Here is a 22,738-nt window from a genome sequence, read left to right as displayed (position 1 = left end):
AGCTAGCTTCTTTTATTTTTTTGGAAATGTTCCAGTTGGACGAAAGAATGTGATATACTTCTTTTCGGTGAATTCAACGGAGTATGGAGGATTAGATGAACAAACGATTCAAACCGAAGCGATCGACAACGAAGATTATTCCGTTCATTCAGAGCGGAGATTATTATTTTACGAAAGGATTAAACGCATATCGTCGCCGCGATTTATATAAAGCGAAAAAGTATTTGGAACGGGCGGTACATTTGGATGCGCACGAGGCGATGTTTGCCTGTCAGCTCGCGGTAGTGCTCGCTGAATTAGGCGAATATCAAGCATCGAATGAGCTGTTGTTGAAAATTATTGCGGAATTGGATCCGGACATGAACGAATGTTTTTATTTTTTAGCGAACAACTACGCCCATCTCGGGTTGTTTCGCGAGGCGATGAATTATGCACAAACGTATTTAGAGCGTGAGCCGGACGGTGATTTTGCCGAAGACGTGGAAGATTTAATGGATCTGTTAAGCATTGAGCACGAAGGGGGCGATATGGGCGATCAAGAAGATTTAATTACGAAACAAGAAAAAGCACGGACGTTGTTAGAAAAAGGCGAGTTTATGGCCGCGATTGACGTATTGGAGGCGATCGTGGCAGAATATCCGGAATTTTGGTCGGCTTACAATAACTTGGCGCTTGCCTATTTTTACATGGGGAATGCCGAGCGAGCGCAGCAAATTCTTCATGACGTGCTAGAAAAAAACCCGGGCAACTTGCATGCGCTTTGCAACCGTCTTGTCTTTTCGCATTATTTGCACGAGGAAGAAAACGTGCAGCGCCTCGCTGAACAATTGGCATGCGTTCATCCATTTTTAATGGAGCATCGCTATAAACTAGGTGCGACGTTTGCGCTCGTCGGCCGATTTGATCTTGCCTTCAAATGGTTGCGCCATTTATATAAAATCGGCTTCGACGGCGACTATTCGTTTTATTACTGGCTTTCTTATTCCGCTTACTATAACGGGCATGAGCAACTGGCGAAAACGGCGTGGGAAAAAGTGATCGAGCAAAGTCCAGAAAAGCGCGGACAAGAGCCGTGGGCTGTGCCTTTTGCAGGGAAAATGGCGCAATGGCTGACCGGCGCGGATATGGCGGAAGTGTTATACGGACTATATATGATGAGCAAATCGCTTACTGATGATGAGTTGGTCGCCTATCGCGATTTAAAAAAAGAACTGCCGGCTCAATCATTTGTCCGTGAGTTTGCGGATTACGTTTTTTCGCCGTCTTTAGAACCGGTGCCGCTGTACATTGCCGACAGCTACTCCGTTATGGACGAATTATGGCAGAAAAATTTGCTCGCAGACGAACAATTGCATATCGCATGGTTTCGAGTGTTTATTCACGCGTTAGAAACAGAGCAAGATTTCTCGAACCATCGAGCGTGGGCAGCGGCGACCGAATACGTATGGAGACAAAAGCAGGGCGAGCCGATCACGCAAAAGATGATGTCTGAAAAATACAGCATTTCTTCCTCCACTGTGCAAAAATATGTGAAAAAAGTACGGCAATGGCTGTTTTGAGCAAATTAATAGACGTTTGCTTGCTTGTTATATACGATAGAAGGTAAGGAAACAATAAACAGGCAAGCAAATCATAAGGGAGTGGAAATCGTGTCAGAAGAAAAAATTTATGATGTCATCATTATCGGGGCAGGTCCTGCGGGAATGACCGCAGCGGTATATACATCTCGCGCGAACATGTCGACATTAATGATCGAGCGCGGCGTTCCGGGCGGACAAATGGCGAATACGGAAGATGTGGAAAATTATCCGGGCTATGAGCATATTTTAGGTCCAGAATTAGCGACGAAAATGTTTGAACATGCGAAAAAATTCGGCGCGGAATATGCGTACGGCGATGTCAAAGAAGTCATCGACGGCAAAGAATATAAGACGATTGTAGTCGGAAACAAGCAATATAAAGCGCGCGCGATCATTATTGCGACAGGAGCTCAATATAAAAAGCTCGACGTTCCGGGCGAAGCCGAGTTGAGCGGTCGTGGTGTTTCGTACTGCGCCGTTTGCGATGGAGCCTTTTTCAAAGGAAAAGACCTTGTCGTTGTTGGCGGCGGGGACTCGGCCGTTGAAGAAGGCGTGTACTTAACTCGCTTTGCTAATAAAGTGACGATCGTTCACCGCCGCGATAAGCTGCGGGCGCAAAAAATTTTACAAGATCGCGCGTTTGCCAATGAAAAAATTGATTTTATTTGGAATCATACCGTCAAGCAAATTAACGAAAAAGACGGGAAAGTCGGCAGCGTCACGCTCGTAAATACGAAAACGGGCGAAGAACGGGAATTCCCTTGCGACGGCGTTTTTATTTACATTGGCATGGTGCCGCTATCGCAGCCGTTTGCCACCCTCGGCATTACGAACGAGAACGGCTATATTGTAACGAATGAGCAAATGGAAACGAAAGTGCCGGGCATTTTCGCAGCCGGCGATGTCCGTGAAAAAATGTTGCGTCAAATCGTGACCGCGACAGGCGACGGAAGCATTGCGGCGCAAAGCGCGCAGCATTATGTCGAAGAGCTAAAAGAAGCGTTAAAAGTGAAATAATTTGTTAACGAAAACGTAATATAGGTTTAACTCGGCTGTAACACGAATGAAATAATTTTCCTGTATGCTAAAGATAAGTAATTGACCCCCTTTTATATAAATCCTTTTCATGCACGGGTACCCTTTTCCCGTGCTTCTTTTTATAGTGGAATCCAACTAGCACCAGCTGGTTCAAAATAGTATAATAAAGTAAATGGGATTGTAGAGGATGTTGAGGTGAGCTAGTTGCAACGTGTGACAAACTGCGTCTTACGAAAAGATGGGAAAGTGTTGTTGCTGCAAAAACCGCGGCGCGGCTGGTGGGTCGCTCCCGGTGGGAAGATGGAGCAAGGGGAAACGGTTCGGGAAGCGTGCATCCGCGAGTATCGTGAAGAAACAGGCATATATTTAAAAAATCCAGAGCTAAAAGGTGTGTTTACAATTGTTATTAAAGACCAGGACCAAATCGTTTCCGAATGGATGATGTTTACGTTTTTTGCTGAGCAGTTTGACGGCGAACTCGTTCCTTATTGTGAAGAAGGAACACTTGCGTGGCACGCGGTGGAAACGATTCACGAACTTCCGATGGCGCCAGGTGACTATCACATTTTGGATTATGTGTTAAAAGGTTCAGGAATGATGTATGGCACATTTGTGTATACCGAAGATTTTCAACTGCTTTCGTACCGGCTGGACCCAAGTTAAGGGGGGAATCGAGATGAGTACAGGCTCAACGAGCGATATTCAAATGGTCATTATCACCGGAATGTCAGGCGCGGGAAAAACGGTGGCGATTCAAAGCCTTGAAGATTTAGGGTTTTTTTGTGTTGACAACTTGCCGCCAACGTTGTTGCCGAAATTTTTGGAATTAATGAAAGAATCCGGGAATAAAATGAATAAAGTCGCGCTTGTTATGGACTTGCGCAGCCGCGACTTTTTCGAAAGTTTATTTACAGCGCTCGATGATTTAGCGGAGCGCTCATGGGTAACGCCGCAAATTTTATTTTTAGATGCGAAAGACGCTACGCTTGTTGCCCGCTACAAAGAAACGCGGCGCACGCATCCGCTCGCACCGAACGGCCTGCCGTTAGAAGGTATTCGGTTAGAAAGGGAGCTGTTAGAGGAGCTGAAAGGCAGGGCGCAAATCATTTACGATACGTCCGATTTAAAACCGCGGGAATTGCGAGAGAAAATTTTACAGCAATTTTCTTCCAATAAACATCAAACGTTTACCGTGAATGTAGTGTCATTCGGCTTTAAATACGGTCTGCCGATTGATGCGGATTTAGTCTTTGATGTGCGCTTTTTGCCGAACCCGCATTATATTGACCATATGCGTCCAAAAACAGGGCTTGATGAAGAAGTAGCTTCCTATGTGCTAAAATGGAATGAAACGCAAAAATTTCTTGACAAAGTCACTGATTTATTGGCGTTTATGTTGCCGCATTACAAGCGGGAAGGCAAAAGCCAGCTCGTCATCGCCATCGGTTGCACAGGTGGTCAACATCGGTCGGTGGCGCTTGCCGAATACATCGCGAAACATTTTTCGGAAGACTACAAAACGCACGTATCTCATCGTGATATGGAGAAAAGAAAGGAAAAACATTCATGAGCACGAAACAGCGTCCGAAGATTGTCATCATTGGCGGCGGAACGGGGCTGCCTGTACTGTTGAGAGGCTTGAAGCAATATGCGGTGGACATTACCGCGATTGTGACGGTCGCTGACGACGGAGGAAGTTCGGGAAGGTTGCGCGATGAACTTGATATGCCGCCGCCGGGCGATATTCGTAACGTGCTCGCTGCGCTCTCCGATGTCGAGCCGCTCATTGTGGAATTATTTCAGCACCGGTTTGAAAACGGAAACGGCTTATCAGGGCATTCGTTAGGCAATTTGATTTTAGCGGCGATGACGTCGATCACCGGCGATTTTGTCCGCGCGATTCGCGAAATGAGCAAAGTGCTGAACGTCCGCGGCAAAGTGTTGCCTGCCGCGAATAAAAGCGTCGTTTTACATGCGGAAATGGAAGATGGAACGGTCGTATCTGGTGAGTCGAAAATTCCGTATTCAGGAAAACGGATTAAAAAAGTGTTTTTAACCCCAGAGCAGATTGATCCGCTTCCAGAAGCGATTGAGGAAATTCGCCAAGCGGATTTGATCGTGATCGGCCCGGGAAGTTTATATACGAGTATTTTGCCGAATTTGTTAGTTCCGAAAATTGGGCAAGAAGTATGCGAAGCGAAAGCAAAAAAAATTTATGTATGCAACGTGATGACCCAAGCAGGGGAAACATTGCATTATACGGCGAGTGATCATGTGAAAGCGCTGTACAACCATATGGAATGTGCGTTTTTAGATTTCATTCTCGTCAACAGTGGCCATATTCCGGAAGAGATTCAACAGCGCTACGCGGAAGAGCGCTCCGAGCCGGTGAAAGACGATGTTGACCAATTAGAGGAGCTAGGGCTAACGGTCATTCGCGATCCTATTGTCAGCTACGAAGACCGCGTCATCCGCCATGATACAAAAAAGGTGGCGGCGTTGCTCGTTTCGCTTTTAGAAACGCACTGAAACCGCACCTCCTTAATACCGGCTATTGATGATGAAAGATGGAGGTGAGCATGTTGTCGTTTGCATCGGAAACGAAAAAAGAGTTAACGAACTTAGAAGTGAAACCGTGCTGCTTAAAAGCGGAGCTGTCCGCTCTATTGCGAATGAACGGTTCCTTGTCTTTTTCGAACCGTAAGCTGACCGTTGATGTGCAAACGGAAAACGCCGCAATTGCTAGGCGGATTTATACGTTAATGAAAAAAGGATACACCGTCACGGTAGAGCTGCTTGTTCGTAAAAAAATGCGTTTAAAGAAAAATAATGTCTATATCGTTCGCGTCGTGGAAGGTGCGCGTGAGTTATTAGAGGATTTAAAAATATTAGAAGAACCGTTTTCTTTTATTCGCGTCATCTCACCGGAATTAGTGAAGAAAAAATGTTGCAAACGTTCGTATTTGCGCGGAGCCTTTCTTGCTGGCGGTTCCGTGAATAATCCAGAAACCTCTTCCTATCATTTAGAAATTTTTTCGCTTTATAAAGAACATAACGATTCGTTATGTGAATTAATGAACAGTCATTTTTTGCTGCATGCGAAAACGTTAGAGCGAAAAAAAGGGTTTATTACGTATTTAAAAGAGGCTGAAAAAATTTCCGAGTTTTTAAACATTATCGGGGCGCATCAGGCATTGCTCCGCTTTGAAGACGTTCGCATCGTCCGCGATATGAGAAACTCGGTCAATCGGCTCGTCAACTGCGAAACAGCGAACTTAAATAAAACGATTGGCGCGGCGATCCGGCAGGTGGAAAATATTCGCTATATTGATGAAACGATCGGCTTGAGCGCACTGCCGGACAAATTGAGGGAAATTGCGGAGCTGCGTGTCACATATCAAGACGTGACGTTAAAAGAGTTAGGGGAAATGGTGTCTAGTGGGAAAATTAGCAAATCGGGTATTAACCACCGGTTGCGAAAAATTGATGAAATTGCTGAAAAGCTTCGTGCAGGTCAACCAATTGATTTTAAATAAAGGGGAGAAAGAAATATGGTGGAAAAACAAGTGGAAGTGTTGTTGAAAACGGGATTGCAAGCGCGTCCAGCAGCGCTCTTTGTTCAAGAAGCGAACCGTTTTTCATCGGATATTTATTTAGAAAAAGACGGGAAAAAAGTAAACGCGAAAAGCATCATGGGGCTCATGAGCCTAGCCATCAGCTCCGGCTCGGTCATTACGCTGATTGCCGATGGTCCGGATGAAAAAGAAGCGCTTGAAGCGTTAACAAAATATGTTCAGCGGGAAGGATAAACAGATGAGGCTGCTCTCTTTTTAGAGAACAGCCTCTTTTTTATTATGATAATCTGAACCGCTGTCTAACACCAAGCGCCATCGGTGTGATGCGCGCTCCGCCCCTTCTTTCGGCGGCTGAGCCTCCTTCGGAGGGGCTTATGCGCTTATCGCCGATAGGCGGGCGCTTTTCTTATTTCTCATCGACACGCGTTAAAACACGGTCGATTAAGCCGTATTCTTTTGCTTTTTCTGCGGTCATAAAGTTGTCGCGATCGGTGTCGCGCTCGATTACTTCGATCGGTTGGCCTGTATTTTCCGAAAGGATACGGTTTAATTTATCGCGCAAGAACAAAATGCGTTTGGCAGCGATTTCGATTTCGGTCGCTTGACCTTGCACGCCGCCAAGCGGTTGGTGAATCATAATTTCGCTGTTTGGTAGGGCAAACCGTTTTCCTTTTGCGCCTGCGGCAAGCAAAAAGGCACCCATTGATGCGGCCATGCCGATACAAATCGTCGATACGTCCGGCTTAATAAATTGCATCGTATCGTAAATCGCCATTCCGGCCGTAATCGAGCCGCCCGGGCTGTTAATGTACAGCGAAATGTCTTTCTCTGGATCTTCTGCTGCTAAAAATAAAAGCTGAGAAACGATCGAGTTAGCGACATGATCGTCAATCGGACTTCCTAAAATGATAATGCGGTCTTTTAATAAACGGGAGTAAATGTCGTATGCGCGCTCCCCGCGGCTTGTTTGCTCAATAACTGTAGGGATTAAATTCATAAGCTTTCCTCCTTTGCCAATTTGGCTAAATCGTATGTATTTTTATGATACATAATTGGTCAATGAAGGTCAAACGAAAAGCGTTTTCCCTTCTATAGTATTCGCTACTCTCCCATCGCATCCCTTTTCCATCATATCCTCTTTTCTATTTTTTAAACGCATATTTTCCTCTTGCCAAACGGACTGGTCTTGATTATAATTGAATATGCAACTGAGCATTGTGCCCTCGTAGTGTAGTGGATAGCACGAGAGATTCCGGTTCTCTTAGCGTGGGTTCGAATCCTGCCGAGGGCGTTTTTTTTATCTCGATGGTTCAGATTAAAAATCACCAAACCCTTGATACGACTGCGTTTGCGGTCGTTTTTTATTTTTCGAAAATCCGATTGAAAACGATAGAATTCGAAAAAATTTTGCACGAATTTTGCACGGCTTTTTTATTTTGCATTGTACAATTCTGTCATCGTTAAGTCTACTTGTCGGGACTCTTTTTGTTCCATCTCATCTAAAATGTGCGAATATGTTTGCAAGGTGGTTACAATATCTTTATGGCCAAGCCGTCTGGACACATACTTAATGTTTATCCCCTTGTATAAAAGCATAGAAGCGTGCGTATGGCGCAGTCCGTGGCAGGTGATAGGTTTAACCCCAACCTTTTTACATAACGCTTGTAGCGTCTTGTTTACCGCGTTATTTGTGATGACTCCCATTTTCGTGTTAACGAACACTAAGTTCTTTGAATTTCGCAATCCAGTTTTCATCGCCAACTCGTTTTGGTGTTTCCGCAGCTCTTTTAGCATGTTTAACGTTTCGTCATCAATCGTAATCGTTCGTTTTGAATCAAAAGTCTTCGTGTCGCTAAAATCATGTTTATCTTTAAAGTCCCACGTTTTATTGATTGTAATCGTTTTGTTTTTAAAATCAACGCAATCCCATGTAAGTCCCATAATTTCAGAGAACCGTGCACCGGTGGCAATCGCGAACAGAATGATGTATCTGGAGATGTATTTTGGCTTCATGTCTTTTTTAACTTCGACTACCAGCTTTTTTACTTCATCGAAATTAAGGTACTTTAATTCCTCTGATTTTGTTTCTAATTCGCCTTTTATAATGACTTTATATGTCGGATCGCGCGTAATAATTCCGTCCTCGATCGCGTCCCGGAGACACGATTTAATGTACGTGTGCCGTTTCTGGACCGTCGCCGTCGTGTGGTTTTTGCTGATTTCGTTAATAAATTTTTGGTACATGTCACGTGTAATATCTTTCAATTTTACGCCAGCGAAATGTTCCTCAACCAACCGGACGGATAATTCGATATTTCGTTCATGCGCCAAGCTGTATTTCCCTTTCTTATACACCTCATACCAATTCCGCATATACTCCGAAAACAGCTGATCGCCAGCGTTGATGTCGTATCCTTTGTGTAATTGTTTTTCTAGCTCCGCAGCAGCCAATTCTGCTTCTTTTTTGGTACGAAATCCTCCCTTCGTTTTCGTTTTGTATTGCCCATTTTCTTTGTATGAAACACGATAACGCCAACCGTTTTTCATTTTTTGAATGCTGGCCATATGTATTCACCCCTTTCTTTATTATTTTAAGCGTTTTGTCGTCCGGTGCTGGTATAATTCAAGCAAAACACATAAAGTGATTGCTAAAGCATGAATGATTGACTAATATGCGATTTTGAATTTGTGTTAAGCGCTCTTCGCATAACTTCGGTGTCACCTTAAACATGTGAGCCATTTGCTCTATTATGTATCGTTCATTCCAGTCGATGAGCTCAAGCATATGATATGGGATGGCTGCGTATTTCGTGAAAAGCTTTGCATCACGTTCTTGCAGTTCGCGGAACGCCTCTGGCATCATGCTTTGCACGCCGACATGGCGAAGAATATGGCAAAGCTCATGGAAGAAAGCTTCGCGCTTTTCCTCTTCTGTCAATCGTGAATCGACAACGATACAACGGAATCGCCCGAAAACTTGATGCGTGGACGGAAACGGTTTCTCACGCAAGAAAATATTCATCCGTCGCGCTATGTATTCAATATCAATGTGTGAAGGATGGAAGATACCTAATCGCTTATAAAGATTCGTTACCCAATCCTCGAGCGCTGTAGTATAGTAGTGACATAATTGCATAAAATCCCCTCCCTAGAGGAGATTATACGAACAAATGTTTGTTTTAGCAAGAAAAAGAAAAAGCCCTAGTGTTAGGGCTAAGTAGTAACTAATGTTGGATATTCATCGTATGTTTTGTTATCTAGTATACGACCTGTTCTGTGCTTCTGAACTCCACCCCATTGTTTGAAGAAAAATGCTACATTCTGCTGATGACATTGATCCCTGATACTTCGAACCCATTCAATTTTCATTGGTCGTGCCCCAGGACCGGATTCGCCACCGACAATGACCCAGTGTATATTTGTAAGGTCTAGGTTGTCTAACGGACCGATAAGTGGCTCACAAGATAAAAATCTGATTTGAGCAGGAACTTGACGTAACAAATCAATTCGCGATTTCACTTGTTCATTCTCTACACTTGTTCCCATCCAAATGTTTGGAGTGAAATTCAGAGATGGCGAGAGTTTCAAAAGTCTTTCGGGACGCTTAGTGAGAATTTGATAAGTATGGTGCGGCGTTTCGTTCATCGTTTGAAATACCTGTTGAATAAATTCAAGCGGAACATCTTTGTGAAATAGATCTGACATGGAATTCACAAAAATTTTCCTTGGTTTCTTCCAACTGCGTGGCAGATCAATGAGATCGTGATGTAGTGTTACATTAAAACCGTTTTTATAACGCGGATTTCCCATTGCGTGCAGTCTGTTTGCCATGCGTAACGCATAGCAGTTGCGACAACCTTCAGAAACTTTTGTGCATCCAGTGACAGGGTTCCAAGTGGCTTCTGTCCATTCAATATTTGAGCTCCCAGCCATGTTAATCCCTCCTTCTTTACATTTTATCACAAAACAAGGAGGAACGCACGTTCTATAACGCTGGGAAGAGAATCTTTGTTCCTTCTATAAACCCTTTTCGGCTGCCATTTGGACGAGAAACTCGGATTACTCCTCTCTTTTCTAATGGAGCTAAAGTTTTTTGTCTAATGTGACTTTTTAAGAAAGGGGTTTCAATCAATACATATCTTTCAATCTCTTCAATTGATGCTGTTTTACCTGCAAAATTTCTTAATAGTTGATTTTTCAACGGGGTTAGGTCTGGCTCTAGCTCAAATAAGACTAATTGATTAGGATTCGTTTTATCACGAAAAACAAAGTTTCCAGAAGGATCTGCTTTCCACATTGCTTCCTTCATTTTTTCTAATCCTTTAAGATTATTAGTGGCATAAATTAAATCAAAAATAGGAGCATTTTTTCGATTTCTCACTTCAAAACTTCTTGTATATAACACATTAGCTTCATTTTTTAACTGTTCTGAATAAAAATACGTTAAACCACCTGGTTTATCGACATAATTAATCCATTGAGTTGAACCGTATAATGACGAATGGTCAGATACATATTGGGATCTAGTCACACCGGACACCATATGGTTAATAAAAACTTCGCATTTTGGATACGACATGATTTTTTTTACTATTTCAAATGGTATTCCTTTTGTTCCAAAGGGATCGATAAATGCAAAGGAGGGAGCTAAACTTGCATTTGCATCATCCAAAACAGAAAAAATCTCTTTCATCGAATCTTCGAAACTTTTATTTACTGAGAGGATTTTAAACTGTTCAGGTATATCTAAACACTTAATTTCGTTCATAAGAGATTCATAATGCTCTGTATCTGCTTCAATAAAAACAAAAACAAACGTCTTATCTTTAAGTCTTTGATAAAATCTCTCAAAAATTTCTTTTGCTATTTTTAGTGCGTATATAGGTGAACCATCTTCACCATTGAGGTATCTCCCTGGTCCAGCAAATCCATCAATATAAATTATTTTTGGATTTGAAAATGCCATAATTGGGAACCATGCCCCTAAATAGTTTTTAAGAATAGTGTGTTTTGCTTTTGTGTGTTCTTTAATTTCCCAACTCATATCTTTTCTCCCCTTTATGTATTTTTTGCTTGTTGTTGCCTTTGATTGTTTTTCAACTTCGAGCAATGAGGGAAATTTTAAAAATAAAGACACCCAAAACTAAACTAGTCTTAGGTGCCTTCTCGTGGTGATTTGTTCTTTTCTTTCGCCTTATGAACAACCAAATCAAAGTGCTTGATTCATCGATTTCTTTCCCGGCAAATTTAACTTTATTAAAAAATAATGTTAATTATTGCAATAATCACTATGATGATAAAAACCAAACATCCACACCCTAAACAGCTGAACTTTGTTTTCTCTTTTGTTTTTTTTGTGATACCGGTATTTTGCTGTTGTTGAGGTATGGAGTCTTTAACCACGTGTATTCGCGTATCTTGATTTGTATTTGTAACATCCATTGCCGTTTCTTTATTATTGATTGGATAGACGAAACTATTCGGTTTGCTCTCGTTAATGAATGTGTTGTCCTTTTCTTCTGGATCTAAAATAAGTTTGATGTTACAACCATAAGATTTATCGTCGTAGCCACCAGTAACAGCTGTCACAAAACATGCAACGCGCATCCCTTTATCCATCTGAGGAGCTAGTCTAGATGCTAAATCTTTATTTATATACCCTAGCTGTTCTCCGTATTCATTCCATACTGAAATAGCGTTTGGGTCATGCTCGTTATCAGGTTCTCTTTCCAAAAATAATTCTTCTCCCTCATAGCATTCAGCGATTAGTTCTTGACGAGATGTACCATCTTCGTTTTTTCGTGTAACGCCTACAATTTTTGTGTTAATAACTCTTTCTATGGTTATCCCCTCCTGCAAAATAAAAAAGACACCTTGTCTATTTATTCTTCGGTGTCTTTTCCTGGTGACTTATTTTTTTGTGCAGCTTTATGCGCTACCCACTCGAAATGTTGAATAATCTCCCTAATTTCGTCTTCGGTTAGATGCTTCCACTTCTCAATATCAAAGAATCCCATCTGCTCGATTCCATACTCTTTGATGAGCTGGTTAATCCTCGCCAGCGTGCCTAATTCCTCATTGTCGCTCTCTGGCGGATTTGGATCATCCGTGCGACCGAGTAGGTAGTCGGTGGTGACGTTGAAAAACTGCGCTAACTTATTGATAGTATCAATGTCCGGTTGACTTTGACCGTTTTCGTACTTCGAATATCCTTGGCGAGTTATCCCTAAAAATTCAGCCATATCTTGGTGTGTTAGTTTCTTTTGCATTCTTAGTGCTTTGAGTCTAACAGGGAACATGCAGAATCCCCTTTCTTATGCATCTGTTTTTTATTATAAGGCAACATAATGTTGCTATAAACAAAAATTGATTAAAGGTAACAAAAAATTGCTATTATGTATTGACAGTAACTTTTAGTTGCGTATAATTAAAGATAACAAAGCAACTTTTGGTTGCTAGGAGGTGAATTTTTATGACTAAAGAGCAACTTAGAAAAATCCTTGTGCAAGCAAGAGAAAGTAAAAATTTAACCCAAGAACAAGTTGTAGAACTATCTGGGTTAAGTATTACGCGACAATACTACGGAATGATTGAAAACGGCGATCGAAGACCTTCCGTAGATGTTGCTAAAAAGATTGCTCCTGTCCTCGGAGTGAGTTGGACAATTTTTTTTGAAGTTGATAGCAACCAAAAGTTACGTAGTATACCATCGGTGTAGCAAGTATTACTTGACAACTCAATCCCCATGACATGAAAGGAGGTGAGTAAGATGAGCGTTCTAAACAAATACGTGATTATCGCCCATTTTCATATCATGTTAAGACAAAACAATTTTAGTGAAGCAGACCTAAAAGAAGCGGTCGATCTGCTTCACAAAGAGCTGTTCCCGGAATTTTGGGCGAAGATTAACGATTCGAATGATAGCAAAGCTTAATTTGAGTTAATGACTTGTTCAAAATTTGTCTGCCAACTTGCTGAGCATTTTTGTAACTCTCAACAGACCAAAGATGGTGTGCACCCATCATGAGTTCAACTGTTCCTTGTGTCTTTGTGTTTTTAAACTCCTTAACACCCCAATCCATTGTAAGGAGGTGAAACCGAATGACAATTGAGCAACAAACGAATAAAGAGATTGTTCAAGCCATTGAACAATATGTCGAACAAGAGTCTGAAGAGTGGGTGCAACATGTTCTCAGCAATGCAAAAACGGTAGGCGATTTAATGACGGCTCTCTGGGAGCATGGCAAAGTAAAAAAAGACGGAACCGAAGTTGAACGTATGTTACATCGCTTAATTTATGAGCGCGGCGCATCCACAATAAAAGCTTTGATTAGAGAAATGGAGTGCCTTGTGTCCGAAAAAGCACTGTCTCACTTTGGAGACAGCGCAATACGCTAATTTAGTTGCTGAATTTGATCTTTTAGCATACGTTCAACAATCTCATGTTGTCTTTTGTAGTTTTCAAATTCTGAATATAACCAAGATGTATTTCGATCCCGTTGCTCAATCACTTCCTTTAATTCAAAGTAAACATCATTCCAGAAGTTGAACAGTGAAGTGATTTCATAATGAGCAAGCTCTTCGTTCATTGCTAAAAATAATTTAGCTTTTTCACTAAGTGTATAAATCTCTGATAAGTAAACGCTGACGATTGGCGACGGATTTTTAGGATCGTTTACCGTTTTTTGATACAAAGAATTTGTTTTATGAAAGAGCTCAGTGCAATTGTTCAGAAACTCAATCAAGCGATATTTATCCATTTGTTTTTCACCTCCTTCCTGCCGTATTCATTCGCCAAGAAGGAGGAAATTCCTACAAAAAACGACCTGACTGAAACAAGGTTTACGAACAACCATAGTAACGGAAATGAGCGATGTTTTAATGCAAAGGAGGTAGGTTTAATTGGATAAAATCTGGTGGTCCATGCAAGACCTCAAAGAACGAACGGGCTATAGCGAGGATTGGCTCAAAGAGAACATCCTCTTGCATCCTCGCTATCGGCAAATGCTTGATTTAGAAAATGGTGGGTTTGTGTATTACCCAGAGAAAAAAGGAGAGCGTTGGTGCTTTATCGCATCGCGTATGGAGGAGTTCTTGCAAAAGTATTTCTGCGACATATTCATGAGAAAAGAGACAAAGACCAACATAAAAACACGGATTGCTCAATGAGCTTCCACTGTTCACGCTGGTTGTTCTAATGATACTGTAACATGCCATTCTCAATGGTGATGGTAGAAGGGGGAGAGCAGGAAATGAAACGTGGTAGAGCGGCCGATGCGGTGAAGTCGGCGCGGCAGGCGACAGGGATGACACAACAACAACTTTCGTTTGAAATCTATGAATCTCGCGAAGCAGTTTCACAGCAAGAAAACGGACGGTATCGAGTGCAGCCGAACATATCGAAATATTTTGCCGAGAAGCACAACAATCCGTGGGTGGCACTGGAAGCGGCTGCGGAGTACACAGGATGGGGACCAGTCAAGCTTGACGGTGAGGTGGTCGATCTTCATCGTGCGAGTGTCGCAATGAAAACAAAAGAGGAACTAACCGAAGCGCTACAGGCAATAGAAAATGTATGTGTAGCAAACCATCCTCGAGCGATTAGGGAGTACGATAAACAACACCTCGAAGAAGCGATTTTACAAACGATTGATGCGATTGTAGCGCTTACGCAATATGTTGCGGTGATATGTGTTGATTACGGTTTTTCGTGGATTAAAATGTGGCAAAAGCATCGTACGAAATTGCAGGCGAAGGGATTTATTCGGAAATAGAGGAGGAGAAGCGAAATGGATCATGCGATCGATAGATTAAAAACGTTTTTGGCAGCCGAATTGGAGTGGTTGCGTGAAGAATGGAGAGACGGAAAAGGAGGATACAAAAAACTTTCTGATTGCCCAAGTTACAAAGCATGCAAAGCATATGTTGATGCAATCAATGTTCTTGTGAAGGCTTACTATCATCCAGAGTACGTGGAGCAATATAAATGTCCATCTGTAAAAGAATTAATTTGAGGAGGAGAGAACAATGAGTTTTTGTCTAACAGCAAGCCGTTTAATGAAAGCAAGCGAGGTCAGAAAGCTTTGCGCGGAGTTGCGCAATGATCCAGCAATATTGGTGTTAGAAATGGAGTTAAAAAAGGAATGGTACAAAAGAAAAATGGCCAGTGCGCCAACACTAGCCATCGCTCATAAATAATCATCCTTTGACCTAATCATATTCTAGCATAAACGATTCGAGAAAGGAAGGGCAAGCGCATGCTTGCCGATTGGAGTACAAGCAAAAGATATCTCCCATCTTGAAAGTGGGTGTGTCCCCCAGCCCACGAGCTTGTACTTCAATCGGTGCGTATGCACACTAGACCGAGCGAGAGCGGGCGAAGATCCGAAAGGGGAGCCGCGCCAAAATACATGCATATGGTCATTGCGAAGACGTCTAGAAATTCATTTGGAGGAGGAAAAGATTATGCACGATACGCTCTTTTTGCAAGAAGTGGATTTGTTACAAAAAGCATCGCGGTGCGTCGAATACATACAAGAATCGCTTCAAAACCGCGACTATGAAACGGCGAAAATTGAAATGTCGGAGTTGCGTTTTTTATTAGAAGAACTGCAGGCAATTGAACAAAAGAAATTACGTCGCGCGCAGTTGTTCGAAATTGTCGCTGACATGAAAAACCGCGGCATCCAAATCGACTTTGTGTCAAGATTGCTGGGGTGATGGTGTGACAAGGCAAGAGAAAAAGCAAATTCGGCTACAAATTTTGAAATTGCTAGATACACAGTGTGCAGGATGTAAAGAACGGCATAGTGGTACACAAAGCACATGTGTAATCAGTTGTCCGATCGGCAAGCAAATGCAACAGCTATCTGTGTTGTTATCGAAAGAAAGCCCTCGCATAAAAAGAGGTAAATGGACCGAAGAGGAAGAGTTTTACCTATGGCAACATAAAGATATTTTCGATGTTCCAGAGCTTGCTGCACGCTTGGAACGAAGTGAATTATCTGTGTATTCAAAGTTGCGCCAGCTTGAGAAAAAGAATGTTTTACCTTGCTAGGAGGGAGGTTACGAAGCATCAATACATTGTATGCTTCATGCGTGTAAATATGCTATTTGAAGTAGAGTTCGCAGCAAAGAAGAACGGCTATTTCGAAACGATCCATACGGCACTCATTCACGCGCTCACTGTGTCCGAGTGCCGCCAAATCGCGTTAGAAATAGCCGATCAGCTAGGAAAAGGTGATATACAGGTTTTTATTTCAGACTTCTAGGTTTTATCATGCCACAACATACACTATTTTGCAAGGTTTTGCAAGGGAGGAAGGGGATATACATGGCAAGACTTCTTTTGGATGAAGAGCCGTTAGTGATTTTACCGTCACTAGCGGCTACGATCGGCTTAAATGAAAGCATCGTGTTACAACAGTTGCACTACTGGCTTGAGCGCAGCAATCACATTCACGAAGGGCATAAGTGGGTATATAACACATACGAGGAATGGCAAGAGCAATTCCCATTCTGGTCGGAAAGCACGATTCGCCGCATTATCACAAAACTTGAAAAGCAAGGGCTCATTATTGCAGGCAATTTCAATCGCTCCAAGATCGACAAAACGAAGTGGTATCGGATCGACTATGACAAATTGGCACAATTAGAAAATCCAGTCTATGAAGTGAGTGTTCAAGGTGAACAAACGACTGTTCAAAATGACACCTCGACTGCTCAAAATGAACAGACGATTGACGAAATCGACAGTCCATCTGCTCAAAATGAACAGTCCATCTGGTCAAAATGGACAGACGAAGCGCTCAATTTGAACAGACCAATACCAGAGAATACTACAGAGATTACTACAGAGAAAAAAGAAGAAGTAGAAGAAGACGAGCGCGTGCGCGAAGAGAATCCGTTCACTTTTTTCGAACAAAACGGCTTTGGTGCAATCGGAAGCTACATAAGTGAAAAAATTTCAACATGGATCGACGACACATCCGAAGCGCTAGTTTTAGAAGCGATGAAAATTGCAGTAGAAAATGGCGTCAAGACATGGAAGTACGTTGAAACCATTTTGCGCGACTGGGTAGACAAGGGATATCAAACCGTCGAACAAGTGCATGCAGCGCAAAAAGCATTTAAAGAGCAGCAATCCAAGAAACGTAATGGTTCTAGCACGAATGGGAAAAAAGCCGTTCGAACGGAAGTTATTCCAGACTGGCTTAACACCGATTATTCGCAATATGAACAAAAAGCCGAGACGGATCAAGAAGCGCTCGAACGCAAACGGCGTGAGTTAGAAGAGCGACTGAAAAAATATCGCAATGATGACTAGGTGAACGCTATGCCGTACCCGATTTGGATTCGGTTGGAGTATCGAAACGACGTTGGGCGAATCGTTGGTTTCACTGGAAGCATTCAATCCGAAACAGCGTTACGTGATGTATTAGAGCGATACGGGATTACTAGAGAACGACTTGTGTCGCTTGAAATCAACGGCAAGCCATATTCGCCGTCAAAACTTGATCGCTTTTTGCGGAGGTGAAGCAGTTGCTTTTGCTCAAACATGTATTAACGCCAGAAGAGCTTGAAGCGTATCGGAACCGTCCTCGCAAGAAATATTACGACGAAGATAACCGCCGAGCAATTGACTGGCGTTGGCCGCAAAACAGAAAGAAAAGGGGAGCAAAATAATGGATTTATCCAAACTTTTTGAGATGCAGCGGGAACTGGATGAGAGGATTGTACGTGAAAAAGGGTTGGAAGGGCAAAGCCTTTTACCAAACAAAATTCTAGCTTTGCAAGTGGAGTTAGGCGAGTTGGCAAATGAATGGCGCGGTTTTAAGTATTGGTCAAAAAACCAGCAACCGAGATTGTGGGCATACCGAAAATGCCCGTGTGGTGGTGAATGGTGCGATGAGTATGGTTGTCAAGATGGTGGTCTTTTAGCGTACAATCCGTTACTTGAAGAATACGTAGATGCGCTACATTTCGCATTATCAATTGGATTGGAAATCAAGCATGATGTGACTCAATACAACTACTATTCTTGGGATAAATATGTGAGTATAACTGAACTGATTTCAACGTTGATAAAAACATGTTATGTCATAGGCGAAGAGTTGCATCACGACTTGCAAACGCAAATACAAATGTACATTTTGTTTTTGTGTCGGTTCATCACACTCGGCGAAAAGCTTGGCTTCACCTGGGAACAGGTAGAAGAAGCGTACATGAAGAAAAACGCCGTTAACCATCACCGCCAGGAGAGTGGGTATTGAGATGGATGCAAAGCATTGGATGGAAGAACTAAACAAGAATCAAATACTTCGCAACGTACAAAAATTGCTCGAAACACAAACCGAAAAGGGAATTGAAAAATACGGAACAACCGTCAACCCAAGTGACTACACATTGGTTGGATGGCTGGAACACTTGCAGCAGGAAATGATCGATGCCATCGTCTATTGCGAGGTGCTGAAATTTAAATTTGTGCACTTAATTGCGCTTGAGAAGCTAAATTCGGACGTGAATGACGAATGAAACGTCGTAAACGAAAAGCCAGATGGTATTTGCTATATCGCAAGGAAAACCGCGATGCAGTTTATGTGTACGAACCGTTGCGCAAGTATGAGCTACAAAGCAGACTCCGACGCGGATGGAAAGTGATTAGATAAAACAAAAAAGCCGGGATCTCTCCCGACAGTCCACCTCAATTATACCACATGGAGGGATTCCGGTGAGTAAAAGAGCGCAAGAATTACAGATTGATATAGATAACATGACGGTCTCTCACCCTGTTGTTCCAGGAAAAGTGCTTGTCGTTGTGATTGACGGCGTGCAGGGGAAAGCAAAGGTAGCGGAAGCGGTTGAGCATGGATATACGATCATTGAAACAGCAAAAGGAAAAACCGCACGGATAAAATACGAGGAAAGCGAGTTGTTTTGAGGTGAAAATTGCGGTTCATGTGTATGAATGCGGGAGCTGCGAGGTAATCTTCGCAGTTTCCCAAGACTTTGAAGAGCAGCACTTGATACAATGTCCTGTTTGCAAAACGGACAGAAGCATGGAGGAAATATCATCGGGTGAATTGCGTGTGCAACGAAAAGAACAACAAAATGTTGTTCCGAGAGGACAAACTGATATTTATGAGTTTTTGGAGCAATGATGAATTGTGTTTCATAGTTGACACAAACTATGAAATAGGAAAGGGGACAAATCAAATGGAATTTATTAAAAAAGTTAAAGATGTTGCTTTTTATTATGAAAGATGTTCCGATGGTAGTTTTAAAGTTATTGCTGATTCGGAACTACAACAAAAGAGCGCGATACTTGCTTATGAGAATAGTATTGAAGGTGTTTTCAACTGTGTAAATGTATTTTCTTGTGGTTTTAACTTAAATGGTTTTGAATTAAATATTTCGAAGTAAAAAAGAAACGCCAAAGCAATCGAATTTTTGTTGCATAGATGGTTGGTTTCGGTTTCTTTGAAGATTGAGTGAGGTGAAGAAGGATGAACCAATTAGTTTTCATTGATAATGGTCGTGCTGTCACGGATAGTTTAACGGTAGCGGATTGTTTCGGAAAGCGACATGCAGACGTTTTACGAGATATCGAAGTGCAACTTGAGAAACTTAATCAAGCTGGTGAAAGAAAATGGGGGTTGAGCAACTTTGCGCAGACCCATTACCAGCATCCTCAAAACAAGCAGTTTTATCGCAAATACTTGCTAACAGAAGATGCATTCGCTTTGGTGGCTATGAGCTATGTGACTCCAGAAGCGATGAAGATGAAGGTGAAATTCATTCAAGAATTCAAACGAATGAAAGAACAGTTGCTTGTACTAAATGCGCCGTCATATATGATTGAAGATCCAATCAAGCGAGCAGAGCGATGGATTGAAGAGCAACGAGAAAAGCAAGCGCTGGAACAAAAACTTGCTTTGGCACAACCGAAAATTGAGCAACATGATCGGTTTCTTAGTGGTGAAAATTATCAGAAGGTTGGAGAGGTTGCGAAAATTCTCGGATATGGCCGCAATAACTTTTTCAAGAAGCTACGGCAAATGGGATTACTGATGAACGATAATACACCTTATCAAAAGTACATTGACAGAGGTTACTTTGTTGTTAAGGAAAAGCCGATTCAAATGGGAGACCAAGTTATTAATAAGCCACAAACGTATATTACGGCAAAAGGAATTGCATACATTGATAAGCTTTTACATCATCAGCCAGCTTGATATAATGGAATTAAAACCAAATATGTCCAAGACCGAGAGCGTGAGGACACCGATTGTACAGAGTAGCAAGGCTATTTCTGTATGATTGGTGTCCTCTTTTGTTTTATCAGAAAAATGAGAGGGAGAGGAACAATGCGAACAATCCAGCAAGAGTTGAAAAAATGGATGAAAGTCAATAAAGTTCAGCAACGCCAAAATAAACGCAAGAAAGCACGGAAAAAGAAAAGAGATAAGGAGCGGCTGACGGAGCGAGAGATTAAGGAGCTAATGGGCGCCTATCGTCCGATTTATCGACGCGGCAAGGGTGGCGCATTTCGCCAACGATAATCACTATTTCGGAGGTTGAGAAGATGGAATTTATGCTACCTGAAATCGACAGAAAAGCGACGAAAAAAGCGGTGGAAGCGGCGCTCGAAAAATATCGCATTTTCTTGCTGACGTTGAAACTCGACCAGCTGCCAAAGGTGACTCAACATTACTCGCTCGTTCCTGTAAAAACAAATCAGTTCCACTCCTCAACCGAAGAAATGGCCATTCGCAACGCAGATTACGAGCGGGAGCGTGCGGAGTACATTCAGCGCATCGTTGAGGCTGTGAACCGTTTAGATTACTGGGAGCGGGCAATTATTATTCAACGATACATGAATGGAGAAGAGGTATTTGATTACGCCGTTTACAACGAGCTGGGAATGAGTCATCGGCATTACTATCGGCTCAAGTCCAGGGCGTTTTATAAGTTAGCATTCGCCCTTGAAATCGAAGTGTATCGAAAAAGAAGGAGGGACGAGCCATGAACTTTGTTCAACCCATTCGCGATCCTGAAAAGATTGCCGCAATGAAAAAGTATTTGCTACAAAGAAGCAAGCGCAATTATATTTTGTTCGTTATCGGAATTAATACAGGCTTGCGCATATCGGACATATTGCAGCTGAAGAAGGAAGATTTGCTTCAAACGCATTTGAAATTACGGGAGAAGAAAACAAGGAAAGAGAAGCGGATTCGCATTCCACCAGCGATACGGAAAGAGTTGATTGAGTACGCGAAAACGCTGAAGGATGGCGAATATGCTTTTCGAAGCCGACAAGGAGGAAATCGTCCTATTGACCGTTCAACAGCGTATCGTATTTTGCGTGAGGCAGCTGAGTACGTGTCGCTGGATGAGGTGGGCACGCATACGCTTAGAAAGACGTTCGGCTATCACTTCTATCAGCAAACGAAAGACGTTGCGATGCTTCAGGAGTTGTTTAACCATTCAAGTCCGCATATTACATTGAAATACATCGGTGTTAACCAAGACGCTATGGACAAGGCAATGATGAAATACAAGATATGATTTTTCTTTTTTTGGCTATTAGTACAACATAAAAAATCATGGTGTGCACTCGTTTTGGAAAATGGTTTGAAGCTAGAAATATCAAGGGGTTCATGAAAAGGGCGAGTGCATCAGTCTGTAAATTGAAGTGAACTCACTGGAGGGAAAGTGAATGTTGGTTGAAGAAGCGAAAAAGCGGATCGAATATTTGCAAGGATACATTCAGATGCTTGAAAGCTACACACCAAAAACAATGGAAGAAGAAGCCGTGTATTTATATGTCCAGCTAGAGAGTGTCACAAAAGTAGTGCAAGAACTAAACAAAAAAGGCTATCGGATCGGGAACAGGAAACTAACAACGGTGGATGTGTCCAATATCATTCGAAGCAAGCCGAAAGATGAGATGCATGAGATGGCGAAGCGGATGTTTACGAAAAACAGAAAGCGAGGGAGTCGATACTGGTGAGCGGGTGATGGCACAATCGTGGCACTTTTTTGGCACAATTATGGCACAATGTTTTCGTTTAGAGATGTTATGATGATATCGTGAAAGACTTTGGTTGAAGCGGGGCGCCACTTCGTATGGGGTGGCGTTTTTATTTTAAATTTGAAAAGGAGTGTTGCGACATGGCAGAAATGCGCGAGTCGAACAAATTGGTTGTGAAAATGGATGTTGATGTATCCGATGCATTGAAGGGATTGAAGGCGTTACGACGAGAGGCGAATAAGACGTTGAAGGCTCTCGAAAAAGTACAGCAAAAAGCAAACGAAATAAACATATTCGAGTATGCAGCTACGGTAACGATGCAGGATGCAATGGATAGTGAGCAATTTGCGGAGGAAATACGTAAAGAAATTGAAGAACAAAAAAAAGAAATGGAAGAACGTCGTAAAACATTCAGAGAAAGATTCGAAACTGCGCAGGAACGTATAGATCGTCTGTCTAAATGACAGGCTTTTTTATTTGGAGTTGATATTGGTGAAAGAGTGGGCTAAACA

The 22,738-nt window shown here is 42.2% G+C and carries 37 protein-coding genes and 1 tRNA gene; 30 read left to right on the top strand and 8 right to left on the bottom strand.

Annotated features, from left to right (window positions below; translation table 11 throughout):
• The first annotated feature begins 95 nt into the window (after positions 1-95).
• The 7 genes from M4I42_RS02075 to M4I42_RS02045 all read left to right on the top strand — a co-directional run bounded on the left by M4I42_RS02075 (position 96) and on the right by M4I42_RS02045 (position 6,427).
• Positions 96-1,559 carry a tetratricopeptide repeat protein gene (locus M4I42_RS02075; RefSeq protein ID WP_268850591.1) on the top strand — a complete coding sequence of 488 codons (1,464 nt, stop codon included), beginning with the start codon at positions 96-98 and terminating at the stop codon, positions 1,557-1,559.
• Positions 1,560-1,649: 90 nt separating this feature from the next.
• On the top strand, positions 1,650-2,597 hold the full coding sequence (trxB, locus tag M4I42_RS02070) for a thioredoxin-disulfide reductase (RefSeq protein ID WP_268850590.1): 948 nt from the start codon (positions 1,650-1,652) through the stop codon (positions 2,595-2,597).
• Between the two features lie 225 nt (positions 2,598-2,822).
• Positions 2,823-3,281 (top strand): NUDIX hydrolase, encoded by a 459-nt coding sequence (locus tag M4I42_RS02065; protein WP_328284578.1) that lies wholly within the window; start codon positions 2,823-2,825, stop codon positions 3,279-3,281.
• A 13-nt stretch (positions 3,282-3,294) separates the two neighbouring features.
• Positions 3,295-4,188: an RNase adapter RapZ gene (rapZ, locus tag M4I42_RS02060; RefSeq protein ID WP_268850589.1), complete on the top strand. Its 894-nt coding sequence runs from the start codon at positions 3,295-3,297 to the stop codon at positions 4,186-4,188.
• A complete protein-coding gene (locus M4I42_RS02055) occupies positions 4,185-5,147 on the top strand; it encodes a gluconeogenesis factor YvcK family protein (protein ID WP_268850588.1) in 963 nt (320 codons plus the stop codon). Before rapZ ends, M4I42_RS02055 begins: the two co-directional genes overlap by 4 nt.
• 53 nt (positions 5,148-5,200) lie before the next feature.
• Positions 5,201-6,154, top strand: a complete 954-nt coding sequence (gene whiA / locus M4I42_RS02050; RefSeq protein WP_268850587.1) for a DNA-binding protein WhiA — start codon at positions 5,201-5,203, stop codon at positions 6,152-6,154.
• Between the two features lie 15 nt (positions 6,155-6,169).
• Positions 6,170-6,427 carry an HPr family phosphocarrier protein gene (locus tag M4I42_RS02045; protein ID WP_268850586.1) on the top strand — a complete coding sequence of 86 codons (258 nt, stop codon included), beginning with the start codon at positions 6,170-6,172 and terminating at the stop codon, positions 6,425-6,427.
• 172 nt (positions 6,428-6,599) lie between these two features.
• Here M4I42_RS02045 and clpP read toward each other — a convergent pair whose 3' ends face one another.
• Entirely contained in the window at positions 6,600-7,190 is a 591-nt protein-coding gene (gene clpP, locus M4I42_RS02040) for an ATP-dependent Clp endopeptidase proteolytic subunit ClpP (protein WP_004892507.1), read from the bottom strand.
• Between the two features lie 222 nt (positions 7,191-7,412).
• On the opposite strand from clpP, the gene M4I42_RS02035 reads away from it, so the two are divergent.
• Positions 7,413-7,484 (top strand) — tRNA-Arg (locus M4I42_RS02035).
• A 140-nt stretch (positions 7,485-7,624) separates the two neighbouring features.
• Here the strand turns inward: M4I42_RS02035 and M4I42_RS02030 are convergent.
• The 6 genes from M4I42_RS02030 to M4I42_RS02005 all read right to left on the bottom strand — a co-directional run bounded on the left by M4I42_RS02030 (position 7,625) and on the right by M4I42_RS02005 (position 12,492).
• Complete coding sequence (locus M4I42_RS02030; RefSeq protein WP_219986119.1) at positions 7,625-8,758, bottom strand: tyrosine-type recombinase/integrase; 1,134 nt, start codon at positions 8,756-8,758, stop codon at positions 7,625-7,627.
• A gap of 58 nt (positions 8,759-8,816) precedes the next feature.
• Entirely contained in the window at positions 8,817-9,329 is a 513-nt protein-coding gene (locus M4I42_RS02025) for an ImmA/IrrE family metallo-endopeptidase (protein ID WP_064214199.1), read from the bottom strand.
• 77 nt (positions 9,330-9,406) lie between these two features.
• On the bottom strand, positions 9,407-10,126 hold the full coding sequence (locus M4I42_RS02020; protein WP_064220770.1) for a DUF5131 family protein: 720 nt from the start codon (positions 10,124-10,126) through the stop codon (positions 9,407-9,409).
• 52 nt (positions 10,127-10,178) lie between these two features.
• Positions 10,179-11,237 carry a three-Cys-motif partner protein TcmP gene (locus M4I42_RS02015; protein WP_268850585.1) on the bottom strand — a complete coding sequence of 353 codons (1,059 nt, stop codon included), beginning with the start codon at positions 11,235-11,237 and terminating at the stop codon, positions 10,179-10,181.
• A gap of 212 nt (positions 11,238-11,449) precedes the next feature.
• Positions 11,450-12,052, bottom strand: a complete 603-nt coding sequence (locus M4I42_RS02010; protein ID WP_268850584.1) for an HIRAN domain-containing protein — start codon at positions 12,050-12,052, stop codon at positions 11,450-11,452.
• A 23-nt stretch (positions 12,053-12,075) separates the two neighbouring features.
• On the bottom strand, positions 12,076-12,492 hold the full coding sequence (locus tag M4I42_RS02005) for a helix-turn-helix domain-containing protein (RefSeq protein ID WP_268850583.1): 417 nt from the start codon (positions 12,490-12,492) through the stop codon (positions 12,076-12,078).
• A gap of 173 nt (positions 12,493-12,665) precedes the next feature.
• Between M4I42_RS02005 and M4I42_RS02000 the strand changes: the two genes are divergently transcribed.
• The 3 genes from M4I42_RS02000 (at position 12,666) to M4I42_RS01990 (ending at position 13,591) form a co-directional block, all read left to right on the top strand.
• Positions 12,666-12,911 (top strand): helix-turn-helix transcriptional regulator, encoded by a 246-nt coding sequence (locus M4I42_RS02000; RefSeq protein WP_019417157.1) that lies wholly within the window; start codon positions 12,666-12,668, stop codon positions 12,909-12,911.
• Positions 12,912-12,962: 51 nt separating this feature from the next.
• Entirely contained in the window at positions 12,963-13,127 is a 165-nt protein-coding gene (locus M4I42_RS01995) for a hypothetical protein (RefSeq protein WP_268850582.1), read from the top strand.
• A 167-nt stretch (positions 13,128-13,294) separates the two neighbouring features.
• Positions 13,295-13,591 carry a hypothetical protein gene (locus M4I42_RS01990; RefSeq protein ID WP_064214193.1) on the top strand — a complete coding sequence of 99 codons (297 nt, stop codon included), beginning with the start codon at positions 13,295-13,297 and terminating at the stop codon, positions 13,589-13,591.
• Here M4I42_RS01990 and M4I42_RS01985 read toward each other — a convergent pair.
• The gene (locus tag M4I42_RS01985) at positions 13,588-13,953 is read right to left on the bottom strand and encodes a hypothetical protein (protein ID WP_064214192.1); all 366 of its coding nucleotides are present in this window, start codon (positions 13,951-13,953) and stop codon (positions 13,588-13,590) included. The two genes, M4I42_RS01990 and M4I42_RS01985, sit on opposite strands and share 4 nt — an antisense overlap.
• Positions 13,954-14,095: 142 nt before the next feature.
• Here M4I42_RS01985 and M4I42_RS01980 point away from each other — a divergent pair, with 142 nt between their 5' ends.
• From M4I42_RS01980 to M4I42_RS01885, 19 genes are all read left to right on the top strand, one after another.
• Positions 14,096-14,362 carry a DUF771 domain-containing protein gene (locus M4I42_RS01980; protein WP_328284577.1) on the top strand — a complete coding sequence of 89 codons (267 nt, stop codon included), beginning with the start codon at positions 14,096-14,098 and terminating at the stop codon, positions 14,360-14,362.
• 83 nt (positions 14,363-14,445) lie between these two features.
• Entirely contained in the window at positions 14,446-14,967 is a 522-nt protein-coding gene (locus tag M4I42_RS01975; RefSeq protein WP_268850581.1) for a helix-turn-helix domain-containing protein, read from the top strand.
• Between the two features lie 15 nt (positions 14,968-14,982).
• Positions 14,983-15,207 carry a hypothetical protein gene (locus M4I42_RS01970; protein ID WP_268850580.1) on the top strand — a complete coding sequence of 75 codons (225 nt, stop codon included), beginning with the start codon at positions 14,983-14,985 and terminating at the stop codon, positions 15,205-15,207.
• A 13-nt stretch (positions 15,208-15,220) separates the two neighbouring features.
• Entirely contained in the window at positions 15,221-15,391 is a 171-nt protein-coding gene (locus tag M4I42_RS01965) for a hypothetical protein (protein ID WP_192954086.1), read from the top strand.
• Positions 15,392-15,658: 267 nt separating this feature from the next.
• Positions 15,659-15,913: a hypothetical protein gene (locus M4I42_RS01960; protein WP_268850579.1), complete on the top strand. Its 255-nt coding sequence runs from the start codon at positions 15,659-15,661 to the stop codon at positions 15,911-15,913.
• A 613-nt stretch (positions 15,914-16,526) separates the two neighbouring features.
• Positions 16,527-17,519: a DnaD domain-containing protein gene (locus M4I42_RS01950; protein ID WP_268850578.1), complete on the top strand. Its 993-nt coding sequence runs from the start codon at positions 16,527-16,529 to the stop codon at positions 17,517-17,519.
• Positions 17,520-17,528: 9 nt separating this feature from the next.
• Entirely contained in the window at positions 17,529-17,729 is a 201-nt protein-coding gene (locus M4I42_RS01945) for a hypothetical protein (protein ID WP_268850577.1), read from the top strand.
• Positions 17,730-17,734: 5 nt separating this feature from the next.
• Complete coding sequence (locus M4I42_RS01940; RefSeq protein ID WP_268850576.1) at positions 17,735-17,878, top strand: hypothetical protein; 144 nt, start codon at positions 17,735-17,737, stop codon at positions 17,876-17,878.
• Positions 17,878-18,465 carry a dUTP diphosphatase gene (locus tag M4I42_RS01935; RefSeq protein ID WP_268850575.1) on the top strand — a complete coding sequence of 196 codons (588 nt, stop codon included), beginning with the start codon at positions 17,878-17,880 and terminating at the stop codon, positions 18,463-18,465. The genes M4I42_RS01940 and M4I42_RS01935 overlap by 1 nt, the downstream gene beginning before the upstream one ends.
• Position 18,466: 1 nt before the next feature.
• Complete coding sequence (locus M4I42_RS01930) at positions 18,467-18,727, top strand: hypothetical protein (RefSeq protein ID WP_268850574.1); 261 nt, start codon at positions 18,467-18,469, stop codon at positions 18,725-18,727.
• A complete protein-coding gene (locus M4I42_RS01925) occupies positions 18,724-18,861 on the top strand; it encodes a hypothetical protein (protein ID WP_268850573.1) in 138 nt (45 codons plus the stop codon). Before M4I42_RS01930 ends, M4I42_RS01925 begins: the two co-directional genes overlap by 4 nt.
• Positions 18,862-18,923: 62 nt before the next feature.
• A complete protein-coding gene (locus tag M4I42_RS01920) occupies positions 18,924-19,133 on the top strand; it encodes an XtrA/YqaO family protein (RefSeq protein WP_064220528.1) in 210 nt (69 codons plus the stop codon).
• Positions 19,134-19,408: 275 nt separating this feature from the next.
• Complete coding sequence (locus tag M4I42_RS01915; protein ID WP_268850572.1) at positions 19,409-19,615, top strand: hypothetical protein; 207 nt, start codon at positions 19,409-19,411, stop codon at positions 19,613-19,615.
• Positions 19,616-19,698: 83 nt separating this feature from the next.
• Complete coding sequence (locus M4I42_RS01910; protein WP_268850571.1) at positions 19,699-20,427, top strand: Rha family transcriptional regulator; 729 nt, start codon at positions 19,699-19,701, stop codon at positions 20,425-20,427.
• Positions 20,428-20,559: 132 nt separating this feature from the next.
• Positions 20,560-20,754: a hypothetical protein gene (locus M4I42_RS01905; protein WP_035064609.1), complete on the top strand. Its 195-nt coding sequence runs from the start codon at positions 20,560-20,562 to the stop codon at positions 20,752-20,754.
• Positions 20,755-20,777: 23 nt separating this feature from the next.
• Entirely contained in the window at positions 20,778-21,221 is a 444-nt protein-coding gene (locus tag M4I42_RS01900) for an ArpU family phage packaging/lysis transcriptional regulator (RefSeq protein ID WP_268850570.1), read from the top strand.
• Entirely contained in the window at positions 21,218-21,760 is a 543-nt protein-coding gene (locus tag M4I42_RS01895; protein ID WP_268850569.1) for a site-specific integrase, read from the top strand. Before M4I42_RS01900 ends, M4I42_RS01895 begins: the two co-directional genes overlap by 4 nt.
• Positions 21,761-21,911: 151 nt before the next feature.
• Positions 21,912-22,205: a hypothetical protein gene (locus tag M4I42_RS01890; protein ID WP_268850568.1), complete on the top strand. Its 294-nt coding sequence runs from the start codon at positions 21,912-21,914 to the stop codon at positions 22,203-22,205.
• A 161-nt stretch (positions 22,206-22,366) separates the two neighbouring features.
• Positions 22,367-22,690, top strand: a complete 324-nt coding sequence (locus M4I42_RS01885; RefSeq protein ID WP_268850567.1) for a hypothetical protein — start codon at positions 22,367-22,369, stop codon at positions 22,688-22,690.
• The last annotated feature ends 48 nt before the right edge of the window (positions 22,691-22,738 follow it).

This window comes from Anoxybacillus sp. J5B_2022, assembly GCF_026847645.1.
GTDB lineage: Bacteria > Bacillota > Bacilli > Bacillales > Anoxybacillaceae > Anoxybacteroides.
This window is presented reverse-complemented; position numbering and strand designations above follow the sequence as displayed.

What these genes read in the sequence shown, in the direction of transcription:
- M4I42_RS02075 (WP_268850591.1), top strand. Translation starts at nt 96, where the DNA reads ATGAACAAACGATTCAAACCGAAGCGATCGACAACGAAGATTATTCCG.
- rapZ (WP_268850589.1), top strand. Translation starts at nt 3,295, where the DNA reads ATGAGTACAGGCTCAACGAGCGATATTCAAATGGTCATTATCACCGGA.
- M4I42_RS02055 (WP_268850588.1), top strand. Translation starts at nt 4,185, where the DNA reads ATGAGCACGAAACAGCGTCCGAAGATTGTCATCATTGGCGGCGGAACG.
- M4I42_RS02045 (WP_268850586.1), top strand. Translation starts at nt 6,170, where the DNA reads ATGGTGGAAAAACAAGTGGAAGTGTTGTTGAAAACGGGATTGCAAGCG.
- clpP (WP_004892507.1), bottom strand. Translation starts at nt 7,190, where the DNA reads ATGAATTTAATCCCTACAGTTATTGAGCAAACAAGCCGCGGGGAGCGC.
- M4I42_RS02030 (WP_219986119.1), bottom strand. Translation starts at nt 8,758, where the DNA reads ATGGCCAGCATTCAAAAAATGAAAAACGGTTGGCGTTATCGTGTTTCA.
- M4I42_RS02025 (WP_064214199.1), bottom strand. Translation starts at nt 9,329, where the DNA reads ATGCAATTATGTCACTACTATACTACAGCGCTCGAGGATTGGGTAACG.
- M4I42_RS02020 (WP_064220770.1), bottom strand. Translation starts at nt 10,126, where the DNA reads ATGGCTGGGAGCTCAAATATTGAATGGACAGAAGCCACTTGGAACCCT.
- M4I42_RS02015 (WP_268850585.1), bottom strand. Translation starts at nt 11,237, where the DNA reads ATGAGTTGGGAAATTAAAGAACACACAAAAGCAAAACACACTATTCTT.
- M4I42_RS02005 (WP_268850583.1), bottom strand. Translation starts at nt 12,492, where the DNA reads ATGTTCCCTGTTAGACTCAAAGCACTAAGAATGCAAAAGAAACTAACA.
- M4I42_RS02000 (WP_019417157.1), top strand. Translation starts at nt 12,666, where the DNA reads ATGACTAAAGAGCAACTTAGAAAAATCCTTGTGCAAGCAAGAGAAAGT.
- M4I42_RS01995 (WP_268850582.1), top strand. Translation starts at nt 12,963, where the DNA reads ATGAGCGTTCTAAACAAATACGTGATTATCGCCCATTTTCATATCATG.
- M4I42_RS01990 (WP_064214193.1), top strand. Translation starts at nt 13,295, where the DNA reads ATGACAATTGAGCAACAAACGAATAAAGAGATTGTTCAAGCCATTGAA.
- M4I42_RS01985 (WP_064214192.1), bottom strand. Translation starts at nt 13,953, where the DNA reads ATGGATAAATATCGCTTGATTGAGTTTCTGAACAATTGCACTGAGCTC.
- M4I42_RS01975 (WP_268850581.1), top strand. Translation starts at nt 14,446, where the DNA reads ATGAAACGTGGTAGAGCGGCCGATGCGGTGAAGTCGGCGCGGCAGGCG.
- M4I42_RS01970 (WP_268850580.1), top strand. Translation starts at nt 14,983, where the DNA reads ATGGATCATGCGATCGATAGATTAAAAACGTTTTTGGCAGCCGAATTG.
- M4I42_RS01965 (WP_192954086.1), top strand. Translation starts at nt 15,221, where the DNA reads ATGAGTTTTTGTCTAACAGCAAGCCGTTTAATGAAAGCAAGCGAGGTC.
- M4I42_RS01960 (WP_268850579.1), top strand. Translation starts at nt 15,659, where the DNA reads ATGCACGATACGCTCTTTTTGCAAGAAGTGGATTTGTTACAAAAAGCA.
- M4I42_RS01950 (WP_268850578.1), top strand. Translation starts at nt 16,527, where the DNA reads ATGGCAAGACTTCTTTTGGATGAAGAGCCGTTAGTGATTTTACCGTCA.
- M4I42_RS01945 (WP_268850577.1), top strand. Translation starts at nt 17,529, where the DNA reads ATGCCGTACCCGATTTGGATTCGGTTGGAGTATCGAAACGACGTTGGG.
- M4I42_RS01935 (WP_268850575.1), top strand. Translation starts at nt 17,878, where the DNA reads ATGGATTTATCCAAACTTTTTGAGATGCAGCGGGAACTGGATGAGAGG.
- M4I42_RS01930 (WP_268850574.1), top strand. Translation starts at nt 18,467, where the DNA reads ATGGATGCAAAGCATTGGATGGAAGAACTAAACAAGAATCAAATACTT.
- M4I42_RS01925 (WP_268850573.1), top strand. Translation starts at nt 18,724, where the DNA reads ATGAAACGTCGTAAACGAAAAGCCAGATGGTATTTGCTATATCGCAAG.
- M4I42_RS01915 (WP_268850572.1), top strand. Translation starts at nt 19,409, where the DNA reads ATGGAATTTATTAAAAAAGTTAAAGATGTTGCTTTTTATTATGAAAGA.
- M4I42_RS01910 (WP_268850571.1), top strand. Translation starts at nt 19,699, where the DNA reads ATGAACCAATTAGTTTTCATTGATAATGGTCGTGCTGTCACGGATAGT.
- M4I42_RS01905 (WP_035064609.1), top strand. Translation starts at nt 20,560, where the DNA reads ATGCGAACAATCCAGCAAGAGTTGAAAAAATGGATGAAAGTCAATAAA.
- M4I42_RS01900 (WP_268850570.1), top strand. Translation starts at nt 20,778, where the DNA reads ATGGAATTTATGCTACCTGAAATCGACAGAAAAGCGACGAAAAAAGCG.
- M4I42_RS01895 (WP_268850569.1), top strand. Translation starts at nt 21,218, where the DNA reads ATGAACTTTGTTCAACCCATTCGCGATCCTGAAAAGATTGCCGCAATG.
- M4I42_RS01890 (WP_268850568.1), top strand. Translation starts at nt 21,912, where the DNA reads ATGTTGGTTGAAGAAGCGAAAAAGCGGATCGAATATTTGCAAGGATAC.
- M4I42_RS01885 (WP_268850567.1), top strand. Translation starts at nt 22,367, where the DNA reads ATGGCAGAAATGCGCGAGTCGAACAAATTGGTTGTGAAAATGGATGTT.